Annotated in this window: 14 protein-coding genes; 9 read left to right on the forward strand and 5 right to left on the reverse strand. The window is 47.9% G+C overall.

The window, feature by feature from the left end; all coding sequences use genetic code 11:
* Nucleotides 1-717, forward strand: coding sequence for an arginyltransferase (locus tag ABY802_RS04715; protein ID WP_372625858.1), 717 nt, complete (start codon nucleotides 1-3; stop codon nucleotides 715-717).
* A 96-nt stretch (nucleotides 718-813) separates the two neighbouring features.
* The gene (gene infA / locus ABY802_RS04720; protein ID WP_019676586.1) at nucleotides 814-1,032 is read left to right on the forward strand and encodes a translation initiation factor IF-1; all 219 of its coding nucleotides are present in this window, start codon (nucleotides 814-816) and stop codon (nucleotides 1,030-1,032) included.
* Nucleotides 1,033-1,095: 63 nt separating this feature from the next.
* Here infA and clpA read toward each other — a convergent pair whose 3' ends face one another.
* Nucleotides 1,096-3,363 (reverse strand): ATP-dependent Clp protease ATP-binding subunit ClpA, encoded by a 2,268-nt coding sequence (clpA, locus tag ABY802_RS04725; RefSeq protein ID WP_372625859.1) that lies wholly within the window; start codon nucleotides 3,361-3,363, stop codon nucleotides 1,096-1,098.
* 52 nt (nucleotides 3,364-3,415) lie between these two features.
* A complete protein-coding gene (clpS, locus tag ABY802_RS04730) occupies nucleotides 3,416-3,736 on the reverse strand; it encodes an ATP-dependent Clp protease adapter ClpS (protein WP_372625860.1) in 321 nt (106 codons plus the stop codon).
* 192 nt (nucleotides 3,737-3,928) lie between these two features.
* Between clpS and cspD the strand changes: the two genes are divergently transcribed.
* Nucleotides 3,929-4,141: a cold shock domain-containing protein CspD gene (gene cspD / locus ABY802_RS04735; protein ID WP_019676583.1), complete on the forward strand. Its 213-nt coding sequence runs from the start codon at nucleotides 3,929-3,931 to the stop codon at nucleotides 4,139-4,141.
* Nucleotides 4,142-4,242: 101 nt separating this feature from the next.
* Here cspD and ABY802_RS04740 read toward each other — a convergent pair whose 3' ends face one another.
* Nucleotides 4,243-6,471 carry an NADP-dependent isocitrate dehydrogenase gene (locus tag ABY802_RS04740; RefSeq protein WP_372625861.1) on the reverse strand — a complete coding sequence of 743 codons (2,229 nt, stop codon included), beginning with the start codon at nucleotides 6,469-6,471 and terminating at the stop codon, nucleotides 4,243-4,245.
* A gap of 309 nt (nucleotides 6,472-6,780) precedes the next feature.
* On the opposite strand from ABY802_RS04740, the gene ABY802_RS04745 reads away from it, so the two are divergent.
* The 5 genes from ABY802_RS04745 (at nucleotide 6,781) to ABY802_RS04765 (ending at nucleotide 11,842) form a co-directional block, all read left to right on the forward strand.
* The gene (locus ABY802_RS04745; RefSeq protein ID WP_372625882.1) at nucleotides 6,781-7,329 is read left to right on the forward strand and encodes a pseudouridine synthase; all 549 of its coding nucleotides are present in this window, start codon (nucleotides 6,781-6,783) and stop codon (nucleotides 7,327-7,329) included.
* A 131-nt stretch (nucleotides 7,330-7,460) separates the two neighbouring features.
* Nucleotides 7,461-8,564 (forward strand): tRNA 2-thiouridine(34) synthase MnmA, encoded by a 1,104-nt coding sequence (gene mnmA, locus ABY802_RS04750; protein ID WP_372625862.1) that lies wholly within the window; start codon nucleotides 7,461-7,463, stop codon nucleotides 8,562-8,564.
* A gap of 2 nt (nucleotides 8,565-8,566) precedes the next feature.
* Nucleotides 8,567-9,196: a high frequency lysogenization protein HflD gene (gene hflD / locus ABY802_RS04755; protein WP_372625863.1), complete on the forward strand. Its 630-nt coding sequence runs from the start codon at nucleotides 8,567-8,569 to the stop codon at nucleotides 9,194-9,196.
* A 15-nt stretch (nucleotides 9,197-9,211) separates the two neighbouring features.
* Nucleotides 9,212-10,582 carry an adenylosuccinate lyase gene (gene purB / locus ABY802_RS04760; RefSeq protein WP_372625864.1) on the forward strand — a complete coding sequence of 457 codons (1,371 nt, stop codon included), beginning with the start codon at nucleotides 9,212-9,214 and terminating at the stop codon, nucleotides 10,580-10,582.
* Between the two features lie 93 nt (nucleotides 10,583-10,675).
* Nucleotides 10,676-11,842, forward strand: coding sequence for a JmjC domain-containing protein (locus ABY802_RS04765; protein ID WP_372625865.1), 1,167 nt, complete (start codon nucleotides 10,676-10,678; stop codon nucleotides 11,840-11,842).
* A 111-nt stretch (nucleotides 11,843-11,953) separates the two neighbouring features.
* Here ABY802_RS04765 and ABY802_RS04770 read toward each other — a convergent pair whose 3' ends face one another.
* A complete protein-coding gene (locus ABY802_RS04770) occupies nucleotides 11,954-12,418 on the reverse strand; it encodes a DUF4826 family protein (protein WP_372625866.1) in 465 nt (154 codons plus the stop codon).
* A gap of 70 nt (nucleotides 12,419-12,488) precedes the next feature.
* Here ABY802_RS04770 and ABY802_RS04775 point away from each other — a divergent pair, with 70 nt between their 5' ends.
* Complete coding sequence (locus ABY802_RS04775) at nucleotides 12,489-13,670, forward strand: Leu/Phe/Val dehydrogenase (RefSeq protein WP_372625867.1); 1,182 nt, start codon at nucleotides 12,489-12,491, stop codon at nucleotides 13,668-13,670.
* A gap of 82 nt (nucleotides 13,671-13,752) precedes the next feature.
* Here ABY802_RS04775 and ABY802_RS04780 read toward each other — a convergent pair whose 3' ends face one another.
* Nucleotides 13,753-16,068, reverse strand: a complete 2,316-nt coding sequence (locus ABY802_RS04780) for an acyl-CoA dehydrogenase (RefSeq protein ID WP_372625868.1) — start codon at nucleotides 16,066-16,068, stop codon at nucleotides 13,753-13,755.
* Nucleotide 16,069 lies beyond the last annotated feature (1 nt).

Below are 16,069 nucleotides of genomic sequence, written 5' to 3' on the forward strand. Positions count from 1 at the left end.
GTGAAGGCAGTATCACAACCGTTACGGTTTGGCTTAACACAGCCTGGTCCATGCAGTTATCTGCCGGGCCAACAGGAACAATTAGTGGTGCTGATGCCAGAAGAGCCGATAAGCCCAGCATTATACCAACAGTTGCTTACCCTTAATTTTCGCCGCAGTGGCGAACAGAGCTATACACCGCACTGCCCTGCCTGCCAGGCCTGCCAGTCGGTGCGGATCAACCCGGTGCTTTGGCAGCCGTCGCGCAGCCAGCGCCGGTTACAAAATAAAGCAACACGCGCAAATTTGGCGTACAGGTTGGTTACAACTGCTGATTTTGCCGACTATTATCCGCTGTTTGCAGCTTATATCGCGTTTAAACATGACGATGGCATTATGTTCCCGGCTACCGAGGAGCAACTTAACAGCATGCTGAAGTGCAGCTGGCTTAGCATCCGTTTTTTAGAGATTTATGATGAGCAGCAACTGATTAGCGTCAGCATTATTGATGAGCTTGCCGATAGCTACTCGGCGGTTTATACCTTTTTTTCCCAGCAGTATCAGCAGTATTCTCCAGGAAAATTAGCCATTATTTATTTACTGGAACGTGCCCGACAGGATCACAAAGCGTTTGTCTATTTAGGTTATCTGGTAGAAGCATGTCAAAAGATGGCTTACAAGGCCGAATTTAGGCCACAACAACGATTTATTCGGGGACATTGGCACTCTTTTGCCTAAAAAAGCGCTTGTTGCTTTACTTATTGCTGTGATTTCGGCACAATCTGCGCAGTTTTTTGAAGGTTCAAACCCAATTTATAGAGGCGAGTACGCTGAATGGCGAAAGAAGACGTAATTGAAATGCAAGGTACCATCCTGGATACATTGCCAAATACCATGTTCAAAGTTGAACTGGAAAATGGTCATGTGGTTATCGCTCACATTTCCGGTAAGATGCGCAAAAACTATATTCGCATTTTGACAGGCGATAAAGTTACCGTTGAATTGACGCCTTATGATTTAAGCAAAGGCCGTATCGTATTCCGTCAGCGTTAAATCAGCTTAAGTACCAAAAAAACCCGGTGAATACCGGGTTTTTGCATGGTAACCAGTGCCAACCTAATCCATTAGGGCCAAATCCTGCTCGGTCTGATAATCAAAGCATAACGCATCGTTTTTCAGACTGACTTTGACATCGCCGCCGTGTAACAGCCGGCCAAACAATATCTCATTGGCCAATGGCTTTTTCAGTTGCTCCTGGATAACCCGAGCCATAGGTCTGGCTCCCATCGCCTGATCATAGCCTTTGTCTGCCAGCCATTGTCTGGCATCCGTGGTTAACTCCATTGACACCTGCTTTTTATCCAACTGCACCTGTAAATCACAGACAAATTTATCAACAATTTGCAGAATAATATCGGCTGCTAAATGTTTAAACCAGATAATCCCATCCAGCCTGTTCCGGAATTCCGGGCTGAAAGTACGGTTTATTTCACTGAGCGCATCATGGCTGTGATCTTGCTGCTTAAAGCCAATGGATTTACGCACCGTTTCCTGAACCCCGGCATTGGTGGTCATTACCAGCACCACATTTCTGAAATCTACTTTACGACCGTTATTATCGGTAAGGGTACCGTGATCCATCACCTGCAACAGAATATTGTAAACATCGCTGTGAGCTTTCTCAATTTCATCCAGTAGCACAACCGAATACGGATGTTTAGACACTGCATCTGTCAGCAAGCCACCCTGCTCAAAACCAACGTAGCCTGGCGGTGCGCCAATTAACCGGCTGACGGCATGACGCTCCATATACTCTGACATATCAAAGCGCAATAACTCTACTCCCATGACTTTTGCTAACTGCTTGGTCACTTCGGTTTTACCCACACCCGTAGGACCGGCAAACAGAAAACTACCGATCGGTTTTTCTTCATTGCCAAGGCCTGATCGCGACAAGCGGATAGCGGCAGTCAGCACCTCTATTGGCTCGTCCTGGCCAAATACCACCAGTTTAAGATTACGATCCAGATTCGCCAGCACATCTTTGTCTGTAGCGGATACCGACTTTTCCGGAATCCGCGCCATTTTGGCGATGATATGCTCTATTTCAGGCACATTAATCACTTTTTTACGCTTCGACGCCGGTAGCAACCGCTGGCTGGCTCCCGCCTCATCGATAACATCTATCGCTTTATCCGGTAAATGTCGCTCATTGATGTATTTTGCAGACAATTCTGCCGCGGCGCGAATGGCTTTTTGGGTATAACGCACATTATGGTGCTGCTCGTAACGTTCTTTTAAACCCATCAATATCCTGGTGGTATCTTCCACACTGGGTTCAGTAACATCAATTTTCTGAAAACGCCGCACCAGAGCGGTATCTTTTTCAAAAATACTTTTAAATTCCTGATAGGTGGTTGATCCCATACACCGCAACCGGCCACTGGACAATAACGGCTTAATTAGATTAGATGCGTCCATCACGCCACCTGAGGCGGCACCTGCACCAATAACAGTATGAATTTCATCAATAAATAAAATGGAGTCTTTCTCTTTTTCAAGCTCTTTCAATAACGATTTTAAGCGCTTTTCAAAATCGCCACGGTATTTGGTACCGGCTAGTAATGCGCCCATATCAAGCGCATAAATGGTGGCATTGGCAATGACTTCGGGCACCTGCTGCTGCACTATACGATACGCCAACCCCTCAGCAATCGCTGTTTTACCAACGCCGGCTTCGCCAACCAGTAACGGGTTATTTTTCTTACGTCGACACAATACCTGTACCGCACGCTCTACTTCACGATCACGGCCAATTAACGGATCAATGTGACCGTTTTTTGCTTGAATATTCAGATTACTGGTAAAGTTCTCCAGATATTTACTCTCTTCCGGAACCGTATCAGTCAGCTCTTCCTGCGGACTGTCATCATGCTGTTCAAGCTTTTCCGTTTTAGTGACACCATGTGAAATAAAATTGACGATATCTAACCGGGTTATATCAATTTTCTTCAGCAAATAGACGGCCTGCGACTCTTGCTCACTAAAAATTGCCACCAGCACATTAGCACCCGTGACTTCCGATTTACCTGACGACTGCACATGAAACACGGCCCGCTGCAACACCCGCTGGAAACCTAATGTAGGCTGGGTGTCGCGTTCTGCGTCACTGTCAGGCAATACTGGCGTAGTAGAATCAATAAAGCTCGCCAGTTCCAGTCTGAGCTTATCTATATTCGCGCCACAAGATTTCAGCGCATCTCCGGCTGCCGGGTTATCCAGCAGCGCCAGCAGTAAATGTTCAACCGTCATGTATTCATGCCGGCGTTCGCGCGCGAACCGGAACGCTAAATTCAGCGTCAGTTCCAGATCTTTATTTAACATAGCTCACTCCCAATACCCCTGAGAACCACTTCCAGACCATGCCAAGACATTTCTAAGCGCGTTCCATTGTGCACAACAGCGGATGCTGATGCTCTTTCGCATATTGTTGCACCTGCTGTACTTTCGTTTCTGCAATTTCAGCTGTGAAAACGCCACACACCGCCTTACCCTCGTAATGTACTTTCAACATTATTTCACTGGCTTTTTCATATTGCATATTAAAAAAATGGGTTAGCACATCGATGACAAAATCCATAGGAGTGTAGTCGTCGTTGTGCAAAATTACCTTATACATCGGTGGCGGAGTCACTTTTTGTCGGGTTAACTCTGCCAGGTCATCGTGTTTCGTATCTAAATTTTGCTTACCGCTCATAAACTATAGCCATGCCTGCGCCAACCAGCAAAGGCGCTTATATTAAAAATTAGTAAATAAATCGCGCTATTTTTGCAAACAGCTTGACTCTTTGCTTAAATTATCTACAGTAGATATTGGGGCTGTACAAGTCCCCTTCAAGTTCACTCTAGAATACAGAATATAGCTAACTTAGAGAAGGAAGTAAGTAGTATGGCTACCGGTAAAGTAAAATGGTTCAATAATGCCAAAGGATTTGGGTTTATTCGTGAAGATGGCCGTGATGAAGATATCTTCGCGCATTATTCTACCATTAGCATGGATGGCTACCGCACGCTAAAAGCAGGCCAGGATGTGGTGTTCGATCTATCAGAAGGCCCTAAAGGGCTGCATGCTGTAAATATTAAGCTCCCCGGCGAAGAATAACGTTTTCATCGTTTCCAAGTTGTACCGACCTGGCATCGGCAGTTACTAATAAAAAAGCAGGCAAATGCCTGCTTTTTTTATGCTGCTTAATCTGGCGCAGCTTACAGTGACTGTAACGTCCTGTTTAACGTCGGGCTTGGCCGCATTGCATCGCTAACCAACTTGTCGTTCGGCCGATAGTAGCCGCCGATCTCCACCGGCTTACCCTGCACACCGTTCAGTTCAGTTAAAATATCCTGCTCGTGAGCCTGCATCGCGCTTGCCAAGGTTTTGAAGCGGGCAGCCAGTTGGGTATCAGTAGTTTGATTTGCCAGCTCCTGCGCCCAGTACAGCGCCAAATAGAAATGGCTGCCGCGGTTGTCCAGCTCACCCGCTTTGCGTCGCGGTGATTTATCGTTATCAAGGAATGTCGCTGTCGCTTTGTCCAGGCTATCTGCCAGTACTTTGGCTGCACTGTTACCGGTTACCTGAGATAAATGTTCTAGCGATGCCGCAAGTGCCAGAAACTCACCCAGCGAGTCCCAACGCAAATGGTTTTCTTCAACAAATTGCTCTACGTGCTTCGGTGCTGAACCACCGGCACCGGTTTCAAATAAACCACCGCCATTCATTAGTGGTACTACCGAGAGCATTTTAGCACTGGTGCCCAGCTCTAAAATCGGGAACAAATCTGTTAGATAATCACGCAGCACGTTACCGGTTACGGAAATCGTATCAAGGCCCTGTTTAATCCGGGCCAGGGTATGACGGGTAGCCTCTACCGGCGCCATAATCTGCAGATCCAGGCCACTGGTGTCATGATCTTTTAAGTAGCGCTTAACTTTTTTAATCAACTGTGCGTCATGAGCACGTTCACTGTCCAGCCAGAAAATCGCCGGCGTGTCACTCAATCGTGAGCGGTTCACGGCCAGTTTTACCCAGTCACGAATAGGCGCATCTTTTACCTGACACATCCGCCAGATATCACCCTGTTCAACCGCATGGCTAAACAACTCATCACCCTTGCTGTTTAACACTTTAACCGTGCCCTTTGTGGTAATCTCAAAGGTTTTATCGTGTGAGCCATACTCTTCGGCTTTTTGCGCCATCAGACCTACATTCGGCACTGAGCCCATGGTACGGGGGTCAAATGCGCCGTTTTCTTTACAGAAACTAATGGTTTCCTGATAAACACCGGCATAGCAGCGGTCCGGGATAACGGCTTTAGTATCTTTTAACTGACCATCCGGGCCCCACATCTGGCCAGAGCTACGAATCATCGCTGGCATCGACGCATCGATAATCACGTCGCTTGGCACATGTAAGTTAGTAATACCTTTATCTGAGTTCACCATCGCCATTGCTGGCTTGTCTGCGTACAACGCGGCAATCGCATCTTTAATTTCCTGCTGTTTTGCTTCTGGCAAACTGGTGATTTTTGCATAGACATCACCCAAACCATTACTAACATCAACACCAGCGCTCGCAAAATCGTCTGCATATTTGCTGAAAATTTCCTGATAAAACACCTTTACCGCATGGCCGAACATAATGGGATCAGACACTTTCATCATTGTGGCTTTTAAATGCAGCGAAAACAGGACATCTTTTGACTTCGCATCGGCAATTTCAGCAGCGTAAAAATCGCGTAACGCTTTGGCGCTCATGGTTGCTGCATCAATAACCTCATCAGCCAACACAGTCACTTTGTCTTTTAATACTGCCACTTTGCCATCGGCCTGATGCAGTTCTATACGTAACGTATCAGCCGCTGTGACGGTAGTGGATTGCTCAGAGCCATAAAAATCGCCATGTTGCATATGCGCAACATGGGAGGCTGAGCTTGATTGCCAGGCGCCCATGCTGTGAGGGTTCTTTTTGGCGTATTGCTTAACAGAAGCCGGAGCACGCCGGTCAGAGTTGCCCTCGCGCAGTACCGGATTTACCGCACTACCCTTAATTTTATCATAGCGCCCTTTAACATCACGTTCCTGTTCTGTTTTTGGCTCTGCCGGATACTCGGGTAGCGCATATCCCTGGCTTTGTAATTCTTTAATCGCGGCCTTTAACTGAGGAACTGACGCGCTGATATTAGGCAGTTTAATAATATTAGCTTCTGGCTGTTTTGCCATCTCGCCTAATTCTGCCAGCGCATCGTTAATCTGTTGCTCTGGCTTTAAAAAATCTGGGAAACTGGCAATAATACGCCCTGACAGAGAAATATCCCGGGTTTCAACCGCAATTCCTGCAGCTGAAGAAAACGCCTGGATAACGGGCAGCAAAGAATGAGTTGCCAGTGCTGGCGCTTCATCGGTGATGGTATAAATAATTGTTGCACTTTCTTTCGACATGTTAGTTCCTGTATTGTAATCGCACTATGTGCACGGAAGCCTGCGGCCCCGGTGGCCCGGTGGCCCTCCCGGTGGGAAGTGCCGCGCTAACACTGTAGCACTGTGATTATTGTTTAAAACGCAGCAAAAACAACGGCCGTTAGTATATCAGCATAAAGTCGATTTAAACAGGCGCGCCAGCGCTAGCAATATCGACATGGCCGCATGACGTTAAGTGACTTATAGGAAATAGCTTTGAAACAACCCGCGCCATTTCGCCACAGGCAACATAAGCCAATTAACAAAAAAAACAATAGGACCAAAGTCGACATTCCACTATTGGTATTGTTCAATAAACCTTACGATGTGCTTAGCCAGTTTACCGATAACAGTACACCGGCCCGTAAGACACTGGCAGACTTTATCACTGTGAAAGATGTCTATCCGGCAGGCAGACTTGATCGCGACAGCGAAGGGCTATTGCTGTTAACAAACTGCGGCCAGACCCAACATCAGTTAAGCGATCCTAAATATAAAGCACCTAAAACGTATTGGGTGCAGGTTGAAGGTGAGATCACTGATGCCGCCCTGGCCAGCTTACGTCAGGGCGTGCTGCTAAATGACGGCCCGACCTTACCTGCTGTGGCAGAGCGTATAGCCCCGCCACCACTATGGCCACGCAACCCACCAGTGCGTTATCGCGCCAATATCCCTACCAGCTGGCTTAGCCTGACGATCACCGAGGGCCGTAATCGTCAGGTTCGACGCATGACTGCGGCCGTGGGCTTTGCTACATTGCGATTGGTGCGCCAGCAAATTGGCCAATGGCAGTTAGCTGACTTAGCGCAGGGAGAATACCGGGTTATAAATTTGCCTTAGCCTGATCCCGGCTACGCTAAAAACCAGCCAGCAGACACATAAGCTGCAGCCACGCTGGTGATAACGATTTTTTACCGCTTAATTTAGTGCTATACTCCGCGCCTTATTTTGGTCACAGCCAGTGTGGTGCAATGTCAGCTAACAGCAGTAAAAAAGTCATCGTCGGCATGTCCGGCGGCGTGGACTCTTCAGTATCGGCCTATTTGTTAATTCAGCAGGGTTACCAGGTTGAAGGCCTGTTTATGAAAAACTGGGAAGAAGATGACAATGACGAATACTGTGCTGCAGCAGAGGATATGCACGATGCGCAGCAGGTTTGCGACAAGCTGGGTATTCCGCTGCATAAAATAAATTTTGCTGCAGAATACTGGGATAATGTATTTGAATATTTCCTGGCGGAATACCGGGCGGGACGTACCCCGAACCCAGATATTATGTGCAATAAAGAGATAAAGTTTAAAGCTTTTCTCGAATTCGCCGCAGAGGCCCTGGCAGCCGATTATATTGCTACTGGGCATTACGTGCGCCGCCGCCAACATAATGGCCATTGGCAACTGCTGCGTGGCCTGGATAACAATAAAGATCAAAGCTATTTTTTATACACCCTAAGTGAACACCATGTCAGCCAGACCTTGTTTCCAATAGGTGAGCTGGAAAAACCTGCGGTGCGGGCGATTGCCGAACAGCAGGGTTTAATTACCCATGATAAAAAGGACTCTACCGGTATCTGCTTTATCGGCGAGCGTAAATTTAAAGACTTTTTACAGCAATATCTGCCTGCCCAACCTGGTGATATTGTCAGCATTGATGATGAGCAGGTGCTGGGCCGGCATGATGGTCTGATGTACCATACCCTGGGCCAGCGCAAAGGTTTGAAAATTGGTGGGCTGCGAGATGGCAGTGACGAACCCTGGTATGTAGTTGGCAAAGACTTAGCGCAAAACCGGCTATTGGTTGCTCAGGGGCATGATCATCCGGCGTTACTGGCCAATGGCCTGCTTGCCAGCCAGTTAGATTGGGTTGACCGTAAAGGGCCCAAGCAGCCGCTGCGCTGTACAGTAAAAACCCGTTATCGGCAGACGGATATTAGCTGCACCCTTACCCCGCTGGCTGACGGCCAGATTAAGGTGGTATTCGATCAGCCGCAAAAAGCTGTTACACCGGGCCAGTCTGCGGTGTTTTATCTTGATGACGTCTGTTTAGGCGGCGGCATTATCGACGAGGCCATTACGTAACTATGCAACCTTCTTTATCAAACCAAATTATTGGTCTGGCCGGCCTGTGTCAGGCGCTGAGCTTACTACAAAACCTGGCAAGGCATAATAAATTGCAGCCTGAGCTGTACCACACCACGCTTGCCAGTGTTGCCAACCTGAGTCCGGAATCACCTTTGGCGGTATATGGCAATGATCCGGCAAATCTTGCCGCCGGCTTAGCGTTGATTATCGACCAGCTGGGCGACAATACCAAAAAAGATGTTGAACTGACCCGCTACCTGGTGGGGGTGCTGGCACTAGAGCGCAAACTCAATAAAAACCAGAGAAACCTGGCGGAGCTAGGTAAACAACTTGGCCAGCTGGAGCGTCAGCTGCAACACTTTGCCGTCACCGACGAGACCATCGTCGGTCGTCTGGCCGATATTTACAGTGAATGCATCAGCAGCCTGGGCAGCCGCATTCAGGTCTATGGCCAACCTGATTTACTAAAACAAACTGCCGTTCAGCAAAAAGTCCGGGCGCTGCTGTTAGCGGCGGTTCGCGCTGCGGTGTTATGGCGTCAGGCTGGCGGTAGCCGGCTGAATTTTATTTTTAAACGTCGCAAACTGGTGGCAGCCGCTAAGCAGATGCTGGCACAAACCACACCTTAAACTTCAGGAGTTTTCATGGAACTTAATGCCCTTACCACCATATCCCCGGTTGATGGCCGCTATGGTAGCAAGACGGTTGAGCTACGCCCGTATTTTAGTGAGTTTGGTCTGATAAAATATCGGGTTACTGTTGAAGTTCGCTGGTTACAGCAACTCGCTGCCACTCCTGGAATTGCCGAAGTGCCAGCGCTATCTGCTGAAGCAAATAAATTACTTAATGATATTGTTGACAATTTCAGTCTGGCGGATGCTCAGCGGGTTAAAGATATTGAACGCACCACCAATCACGATGTAAAAGCAGTAGAGTACCTGTTAAAAGAAAAAGTGGCGGCCAATAGCGAGCTTAATGCCATCAGCGAATTTATCCACTTTGCTTGCACCTCAGAAGACATTAACAACCTGTCGCACGGTTTAATGTTAAGCCAGGCCCGCAACGACGTATTGTTGCCACAATGTGATGCCCTGCTTGCTGCGATCAAAAACCTGGCAGTGCAACATAAAACCGTTGCCATGATGGCACGCACCCATGGCCAGCCTGCATCGCCCACGACCATGGGCAAAGAAATGGCCAACGTATACGCCCGGTTACAACGGCAGCGTGATCAGATTGCTGCCGTAGATATTATGGGCAAAATTAATGGTGCAGTAGGTAACTACAATGCCCATTTATCAGCCTACCCTAACCTTGACTGGCATCAGTTTGCCGAACAATTTGTCACCAGCCTTGGCTTAAGCTTTAACGCTTACACCACCCAGATAGACCCACATGACTATATTGCAGAGCTATTTGATGCGATAGCCCGCTTTAACACCATACTGCTTGATTTTGACCGCGACATTTGGGGTTATATCGCGCTGGGCCATTTTAAGCAGAAAACGGTGGCCGGTGAGATCGGTTCTTCCACCATGCCACACAAGGTAAACCCGATTGATTTTGAAAACTCGGAAGGCAACCTGGGCATTGCTAATGCATTGTTTAACCACCTGTCGGCTAAATTACCGGTATCACGCTGGCAGCGGGATCTGACAGATTCGACCGTATTACGTAACCTGGGCATGGGCTTTGGCTATACCTTAATTGCCTATCAGGCGACCTTAAAAGGCATTAGTAAGCTGGAAGTGAATACCTCGGCCTTGCTGGCCGAATTAGACAGTAACTGGGAATTGCTGGCAGAGCCGGTGCAAACCGTTATGCGAAAATATGGCATTGAAAAGCCTTATGAAAAACTAAAAGAACTGACGCGCGGTAAGCGCATTAATCAGGCTGATTTAGCCCGTTTTATTGATACCCTGGCACTGCCTGAAGCGGTAAAAGCAGAACTGAAACAGCTAACCCCTGCCAATTATATTGGCGATGCCATTGCCCTGGTAAATAAACTGCCATAACCGCAGCAGCAACTGCTGGCGCGGCACCATTGCCACGCTGGCCCAACATAACAGGCATTGCATGGCGCAGTGCCTTTTTAATTGGAATACTCTATGTACACACTTGATTTTGCCGACCTGACTCCAGAGCGTTTTTTGGCCGAGTTCTGGCAGAAAAAGCCGTTATTGCTAAAACAAGGGTTTAAGCAGTTTACCGATCCGTTGTCGGCGGATGAGCTTGCTGGCCTGGCACTGGAAGAGGAAGTCGAATCCCGGGTAGTACAATGTGGTAACGGTGACTGGCAAATGGAAACTGGCCCCATCAGCGATTTTAGTCGTTTTGGTGAGCGAGACTGGACCATTTTAGTGCAGGCGGTGGATCACTGGCATAGTGAGGCGGCAACCTTATTGGATCCGTTCCGGTTTATTCCAAACTGGCGGATAGACGATTTAATGGTCAGTTTCTCCACACCTGGCGGTGGTGTTGGCCCGCATTTAGATCAATATGATGTCTTTATCGTTCAGGGTGAAGGCAAACGGCACTGGCGGGTTGGCATGCCGGATAACAGTCTGCAGCAATTCTGCCCTCACCCCAGGCTGCTGCAAGTTAGCCCTTTTACCGCCTGTATTGATGTGGTCATGGAGCCAGGCGATATTCTGTATATTCCACCAGGTTGCCCGCACGAAGGCATCTCGCTTGAAAATAGCTTAAATTACTCCATTGGGTTCAGAGCGCCGGCGCAAAAAGATCTGCTAACAGGCCTGGCTGACTATCTAATAGACAATGATATCAGTGGCAAACGTTTCACTGATCCAGCGCGGCCAGTGTCAAAGAATATTGGTGAACTGGGAAGCGCCGATTTGGCTCAGGTAAAGCAGTTGTTGCAGCAATTGGTTAGTGATGATGCAAGCTTACCATTATGGTTTGGCCAGTATATCAGCCGTGCCAAACACGAACTGGATTTACAGGAACCCGATCCGCATTATCAGGCCGAGGAAATAGCGGAATATCTGGAAGAAGGCTCAGCATTAACACTGACCGGTGGCTTACGGTGCTGCTACCATCAGGCAAGCTCAGAGAGCAATGAACCGGCTGACATTGCGCTATTTATTAATGGTGAACAATACCTGCTGCCGGGCGACGAACTGACTACGGCTAAGTTACTTACCGAGCAGCGCCAGCTCGATGAACAACAGTGCCGCCACTTTCTGCAGTTGCCAGAGCGACTTGGTTTACTGGTGCACTTAATTAACCTTGGTTACTGGCATTTTACGGAATAAGGCAGCAGTGAGGTTCTATTATTCAACCCGGCTCAGACAATAGGTAACTGGACTAATAAAAAAACCGCAGATTATGCGGTTTTTTTATTATTGTATGCTCTGCGTTACAGCTTACTCACTGGTCGTGCTCTGCCACATGGCTTCATTTTCAAATAATTCATAGAGCCCCTGCGCTCTCGCTACCAGAAGATTAGCAAAATCCCGCTGAGTTTTGTCAACCGCCGCGTTATTCATAATATTTTCTGCCTTAAGCTGCCAGTTGAGTGAAAAAGAACGCATGGCGTCCCGTGCTGTTGGCGCCGCTGAAAAAGGCATATGGTCGGTTGGCAAATCACCGCTAATAACCCAGAACGACTTTTTATCTTTGGTATTTAGCTTCCACACTGAAACCAATGGCGGCAAGTAACGACTCTCGGTTACCGCGACATTGTCGGGAATAATGCCTTTACCTGCCAAATACTGATTGGCCTTCTGATATTGATTTTTAACCCACTCTACCCGCTGTTCATCTGACATCGCTTGCGGTGCTTGTTGCTGCTCCTGAGTTAACTGCTCACTCATTTTTTCGCTTCCCATTAAAATTTGCCTTACTTTAAGTTACTCAGCGAGCACAATCAAGCCTCGCCAATCATTGCCACCAACCTACATGTCAGACCAGCCATTATTTTCGGTGATATATAGCGTAACTCAGGTTGAAATGTTACATTCCGCGGCGCAAAAAAGTGGCGTAGGGTCACTCATTATCAGCCAGATTAAACCCGAGGGAGAATCAGACGTGGCAGTATTTAATCATCCTGAATTCGACAACCATGAGCAAGTGGTATTTTGTAGTGACCAGGAAACCGGGCTACGGGCCATTATTGCTGTGCACAGCACCCGATTAGGACCTGCCGTGGGCGGCTGTCGCCTATGGAACTATGCCACTGACGAAGAAGCCATTGTTGATGTACTTCGGCTATCCCGGGGCATGACTTATAAAAATGCCATGGCCGGCCTGCCACTGGGCGGTGGCAAATCGGTCATTATTGGCGATGCCAAAACCATTAAAACGGAAGCGTTATTCCGTGCTTTTGGCAGAATGCTGCACCGGCTTAGTGGCAGTTATTACAGCGCCGAAGACGTTAATATCACCACCGGTGACATTATGCAGGTGAATAAAGAAACCCCTTATGTTGCCGGATTAGAAGGTAAAAGTGGAAACCCAGGCCCGTTTACGGCATTAGGAACGTATCAGGGTATAAAAGCAGCCGCCATGCATAAATTTGGTTCAGCCGATCTTAGCGGTAAAACGATAGCCGTGCAGGGCCTTGGCAGCGTAGGCTTCGCCTTATGTGAACATTTACATAAAGAAGGCGCTAAACTTATTGTGTGTGATATCAACCCGGCGTCGGTTGAGCGTGCAGTAACTCAGTTTGGGGCAACCGCAGTTGGTTTACATGGTGTCTACGAAGTTGAAGCTGATATTTATGCCCCCTGTGCATTGGGTGCGACGTTAAACGACGATACTATTGGCTTACTTAAAGCGACAATAGTCGCAGGTTGTGCCAACAATCAGCTAAAACAGGCACGTCATGGTGAAATGCTGCGCCAGCGCGGCATTTTATATGCACCGGATTACGTTATTAATGCCGGCGGTATTATTAACGTGGCATGTGAAATGCGACCACAAGGCTACAATGCTGATGAGTCAACAGCCAAGGTCAATCAGATTTACCATACCCTGCTTAATATTTTTCAGCGTGCCGATGAAGAAGCTAAGCCAACCAGCGAAATCGCTGACGTCATGGCTCAGGAAATTATCAGCCGTGGCCAGCAGTCCGTCGAGTAATTGCTAAAAATCATGTTATAGATGCTGATGTAATAAAAAACCGGAGTTTTTACTCCGGTTTTTTTACGTAGCGGCTTAGCGATTAAGCCGCATTCTGCTTCTTAACGGCCAGGGCCGATAACACGCCGGGTTTAAAGCTATCAACCGAAATCGATTTAAAGCGTAACCGGTTCATTTCAGTTAACTGGCTCGCTTCCGTCTCGCTGATAACCTGCTCTACTAAGGCCTGCTTAATACTGTCGGCAAGTGGCAGTTTACGGGCAAGTTTACCCTCGCGCTGCGCTTGATAGATTTTATTCATTACCGGCTGTGCGTTATGCATAGCGATAAAAGCAGACTCCATCAGGCCGGTCGCATCGTCCTCACTCTTGCCGATAAAGCACAAGTGTGTTAACCGATCACGGATCACACCGGGCTTAGCAAGTGCAGTACAAATACCAATGGCAATCTCATCATCCGGCATTTTGTAACCAATACCAAATGGGAACACCAGGGTACGAATAACCCGCGACACAATCCGATTTGGAAAATTAACCAGGAAACCATCGAACGCTTTGCCAATTTCTGCCAACGCGCGTTGCACACTGTAATGAACAAAAGGTAAATCAGCTTGCTGACGACCATTATCTTCATAAAATTTCAGCACGGCCGAGGCAATATATAACTGGCTTAATACATCACCTAACCTGGCTGATAGCATTTCCTTGCGTTTTAAATCGCCACCTAGCATCAGCATTGACACATCGGCACTTAATGCCAGTGCGCGACTCATTCTGCTTAATTGCTTGTAATAACGGGCTGTCTCACCCGATACCGGTGCACTATTAAACGCGCCAGCTGTCAGGCCCTGCCACAAGGCAGAGAATGTATTGCCGATAGCGAAACCAACGTGGTTAAGTAACAACTTATCAAACTGCTTCAGACCTTCTTCTGCATCCGGGTTTGCCGCAGCTTCTAATTCTGCCAGCACATAGGGGTGGCACCTGGTGGCGCCTTGACCAAAAATCATCAAATTCCGGGTCAGGATATTGGCCCCTTCAACCGTAATAGAAATTGGCATTCCCATATAGCCATGCGCCAGATAGTTCATCGGACCACACTGGATAGCTTTGCCGGCGTGAATATCAAACGCATCATTTAATAAGGTACGCGACATTTCCGTCATATGGTACTTCGCAATTGCGGTCACGACTGACGGGCTCAATTTTAAATCTATTGCACCAGCGGTCATCACTCGCATCGCTTCAAGGGTATACGTCAGGCCGCCGATTCTGGCCATACCTTCCTGCACACCTTCAAATTTACCAATCGACATACCAAACTGTTGCCGGACATAGCCATATGCACTGGTCATCCGGGTTGCTAAATGGCCCGTCGCCGTTGCCAGTGCGGGCAGCGAGATACCGCGGCCAGCTGATAAACATTCCACCAGCATCCGCCAGCCACGACCTGCATAATCAGGCCCACCGATGATCCAGTCGATCGGAATAAACACATCTTTGCCATAAGTCGTGCCGTTCATAAACGCCATGTTCATCGGGAAATGACGATCACCAATTTCAACGCCTTTGTGGCTGGTTGGAATAAGTGCACAGGTAATCCCAAGCTCTTGTTTGTCGCCCAGTAATTTTTCCGGATCATACAGTTTAAAAGCCAGACCTAATACCGTTGCCACCGGTGCCAGCGTAATGTAACGCTTGTCCCAGTTGAGCTTGATGCCCAGAACCTCTTTGCCTTCAAACTCGCCTTTGCAGATAACACCAGTATCCGGAATACCACCAGCATCAGAGCCTGCCTCCGGGCCGGTTAACGCAAAACAGGGGACATCAGTACCATTGGCCAGGCTTGGCAGCCAGAAATCTTTTTGCGCCTCGGTACCGTAATGCATTAACAACTCGCCCGGGCCTAACGAATTAGGCACCATAACCGTTACCGCCGCCGTTAAACTGCGGGTGGCAATCCGCGATACAATGGTAGAGTTGGCAATAGCGGAAAATTCAAGGCCACCGTAGGCTTTCGGAATAATCATCGCAAAAAAGCCTTCGCTTTTGATGTAATCCCATACATCTTTGGGTAAATCACGGTCTTCCTGCACTATTTTATAGTCATCCAGCATGGTTAACAGGGTTTCGACCTGGTTATCCATAAATGCCTGTTCATCTTCTGAAAGTTCTGCTTTTGGAAAATTGTGCAGTTTTTGCCAGTCTGGCTTGCCTTTAAACAGCTCACCATCCCACCAGACGTCACCGGCTTCCATCGCCTCCCGCTCGGTATCAGACAAAGGCGGTAATATTTTTTTAAATACCGCAAATACCGGTTTACTGATCAGACTACGGCGAATATCGGTAACACCGAGTATCACGACCACAGCCAACACCAAAATTATCAATATTTCCATA

It is taken from the genome of Arsukibacterium sp. (assembly GCF_041616895.1).
Classification (GTDB): domain Bacteria; phylum Pseudomonadota; class Gammaproteobacteria; order Enterobacterales; family Alteromonadaceae; genus Alishewanella.

Coding starts and splice junctions, on each gene's coding strand:
- infA (WP_019676586.1), top strand. CDS start 814: ATGGCGAAAGAAGACGTAATTGAAATGCAAGGTACCATCCTGGATACA.
- clpA (WP_372625859.1), bottom strand. CDS start 3,363: ATGTTAAATAAAGATCTGGAACTGACGCTGAATTTAGCGTTCCGGTTC.
- clpS (WP_372625860.1), bottom strand. CDS start 3,736: ATGAGCGGTAAGCAAAATTTAGATACGAAACACGATGACCTGGCAGAG.
- cspD (WP_019676583.1), top strand. CDS start 3,929: ATGGCTACCGGTAAAGTAAAATGGTTCAATAATGCCAAAGGATTTGGG.
- ABY802_RS04740 (WP_372625861.1), bottom strand. CDS start 6,471: ATGTCGAAAGAAAGTGCAACAATTATTTATACCATCACCGATGAAGCG.
- mnmA (WP_372625862.1), top strand. CDS start 7,461: ATGTCAGCTAACAGCAGTAAAAAAGTCATCGTCGGCATGTCCGGCGGC.
- hflD (WP_372625863.1), top strand. CDS start 8,567: ATGCAACCTTCTTTATCAAACCAAATTATTGGTCTGGCCGGCCTGTGT.
- purB (WP_372625864.1), top strand. CDS start 9,212: ATGGAACTTAATGCCCTTACCACCATATCCCCGGTTGATGGCCGCTAT.
- ABY802_RS04765 (WP_372625865.1), top strand. CDS start 10,676: ATGTACACACTTGATTTTGCCGACCTGACTCCAGAGCGTTTTTTGGCC.
- ABY802_RS04770 (WP_372625866.1), bottom strand. CDS start 12,418: ATGGGAAGCGAAAAAATGAGTGAGCAGTTAACTCAGGAGCAGCAACAA.
- ABY802_RS04775 (WP_372625867.1), top strand. CDS start 12,489: ATGTCAGACCAGCCATTATTTTCGGTGATATATAGCGTAACTCAGGTT.
- ABY802_RS04780 (WP_372625868.1), bottom strand. CDS start 16,068: ATGGAAATATTGATAATTTTGGTGTTGGCTGTGGTCGTGATACTCGGT.